This is a genomic window from Novosphingobium rosa NBRC 15208 (assembly GCF_001598555.1).
In the GTDB taxonomy this organism is placed as follows: domain Bacteria; phylum Pseudomonadota; class Alphaproteobacteria; order Sphingomonadales; family Sphingomonadaceae; genus Novosphingobium; species Novosphingobium rosa.
Map to the genome: position 1 here is coordinate 1 of NZ_BCZE01000161.1, position 2,233 is coordinate 2,233.

A 2,233-nucleotide genomic window follows, 5' to 3' on the forward strand; every position below is an offset into this window, starting at 1 on the left:
AGGCGGCGGGGCGCGCCACCGGCGGCCCAGACCAGCCTGCCGTAAGCAAAGCTGCGGTTCGCGGCAGTGGTGATTGTTTGCGCCTCGGCATCAAGGGAAACCACCCTTTCCCCGGTGATCAGCGTGATGGCCTTGTCCTGCCAGAAGGCTTCCGGGCGGATAAACAGCCTCTCCCGCACCTTCTCGCCCGAGAAATACTCCTTGGAAAGCGGCGGCCTTTCGTAAGGCAGCTCCACCTCTTCCCCGACAATCGCGATCGAGCCGGTGAAACCATGCTGTCGCAAGGCGATGGCCGTCTGTGCGCCGCCGTGACCGCCGCCGACAATGATCACATCATGGAATTGCGCCATAAGGGCCTCTCAATCGGCAGGGGCGAGCCGGACCCGAATGGCATCGAGATCCTGCGTGATGGCGATCTGGCAAGACAGTCGCGAATTCTCCTGACGGTGCAGCGAACTGTCGAGCAGATCGGCCTCGTCGTCGCTGGCCGGGGTCTTCATGCTCTCCGGGCCGGCGTCCACATAGACATGGCAGGTGGCGCAGGAACAGCAGCCGCCGCACAGCGCCAGCAGATCGTCAAAACCATGATCGCGCAGCGCCTCCATCAGGGTGATGCCGGGCGCTGCCTTGATCCGCGTTTCCACCCCATCGAGATCGATCACATAAAGATTGGCCATACAGTGGTCCCGGTCAGCGCAGACGTTCGGCGTGCCAGGCGAGATGATCGCCCATGAAGCTCGCGATGAAATAGTAGGAATGGTCATAGCCGGGATGGCTGCGGATGGTGGCCTTCTGCCCGGTGCGGGCGCAGACATCGCGCAGCAGATCGGTGCGGAGTTGCTCGGCCAGAAACTGGTCGGCCTCCCCCTGATCGACCAGCAGATCGGGCAGACGCGCGCCATCCTCGATCAGCGCCACCGCATCGTGGCGGCGCCATGCCGCGCGATCCGGCCCCAGATAGCCCCCCAGCGCCTTGTGCCCCCAGGGCACCCGCGATGGCGCGACGATGGGGGCAAAGGCCGAAACCGCCTTGTAGCGCTCGGGGTGGGTAAGGCAGATGGTCAGCGCGCCATGGCCGCCCATGCTGTGCCCCATGATCGACTGGCGCGCCATATCCGCCGGGAAATGCGCGGCGATCAGCGCAGGCAATTCCTGCGTGACATAGCTTTCCATGCGATAATGCTTGTCGAAGGGGGCTTGCGTGGCATCGACATAGAAGCCCGCACCCAGACCGAAATCATAGGCGCCTTGCGGATCGTCAGCCACGCCCTCGCCGCGCGGCGAGGTGTCCGGCGCCACGAAGATCAGGCCGAGTTCGGCGCAAAGCCGCCGGAACTCGCCCTTTTCGGTGACATTGGCATGGGTGCAGGTCAGCCCGGAGAGATACCACACCACCGGCAACCGCGCCCCTTCCGCATGAGGCGGGACATAGACCGAGAAGGTCATGTCCACGCCGCACACGGCAGAGCTATGGCGATAGACGCCCTGAGAGCCGCCAAAGGCCTGATTGAGGCTGATCTGTTCCATGCCCTGCATCAGTTCCCGCCCGTGAAGGCATAGGAGCACGGCTTGTTGCCGAAGGGCCCGAGGTTCTTCACGCCCAATGCGCCCAGTGCCGCATCATAAAAACGCGCCGAAACATCGAGATCGGCCGCGCCGATAAACACATGGCTGAACACGCCGTCACCGGAAATCACGGACATTTATCACGCTCCATCGTCAGCGAGCGGTGTTGGGCCGCTCGGCAAGATCAAAGGCTTACCTGCCGGGTCCAGTCGGGCAGGTTGTAGTAGACGCTGATGCGCGAGATCAGGCCTGCCTCCAGCGTGAAGAAGGCTCCGGCGGGCAAAACATAGCGCTGACCGCTGGCCTCGGGCAGGCCTTCGTCAGTGGCCAGATATTGGCCGTGGACGGTGAACTCCGCCGCAGCGCGGCTGCCGTCCTGACTGATCATGATGGTCAGATCGGCCAATTGCTCGGCATAGCAGCGGTCCATATGGGCGAGGAAGGCGGAAAAGGCCGCCTTGCCCAGCTGGCGTTCGCCCTGGTTGATGTCATGCGCCACATCCTCCGTCAGGCAGGCCAGCATGGCGGGTCTGTCCCCGGTATTGAAGGCGGCGTAATAGCGCTCCAGCAGGGCGAGTGCGCTCATCAGAACACCACCACGCTGCGGATGCTTTTACCCTCATGCATCAGGGTGAAGGCGTCGTTGATCTCTTCCAGACCCATGACG

At 63.3% G+C, this 2,233-nt stretch carries 5 protein-coding genes; all 5 read right to left on the reverse strand.

All coding sequences use genetic code 11. The features are described 5' to 3' along the window. Positions 1-350 (reverse strand): FAD-dependent oxidoreductase (locus SR3_RS30150; protein WP_169805751.1); only part of this gene is annotated, 350 nt, incomplete at its 3' end. Between the two features lie 9 nt (positions 351-359). Beyond that, a complete protein-coding gene (locus SR3_RS30155) occupies positions 360-677 on the reverse strand; it encodes a 2Fe-2S iron-sulfur cluster-binding protein (RefSeq protein ID WP_068095102.1) in 318 nt (105 codons plus the stop codon). Positions 678-690: 13 nt separating this feature from the next. Next, positions 691-1,527, reverse strand: a complete 837-nt coding sequence (gene fghA, locus SR3_RS30160; RefSeq protein ID WP_068095109.1) for an S-formylglutathione hydrolase — start codon at positions 1,525-1,527, stop codon at positions 691-693. A gap of 8 nt (positions 1,528-1,535) precedes the next feature. Next, positions 1,536-1,703, reverse strand: a complete 168-nt coding sequence (locus tag SR3_RS30165; RefSeq protein WP_456093776.1) for a hypothetical protein — start codon at positions 1,701-1,703, stop codon at positions 1,536-1,538. Positions 1,704-1,750: 47 nt separating this feature from the next. Further along, entirely contained in the window at positions 1,751-2,152 is a 402-nt protein-coding gene (locus SR3_RS30170) for a ketosteroid isomerase-related protein (RefSeq protein ID WP_068095107.1), read from the reverse strand. Positions 2,153-2,233 lie beyond the last annotated feature (81 nt).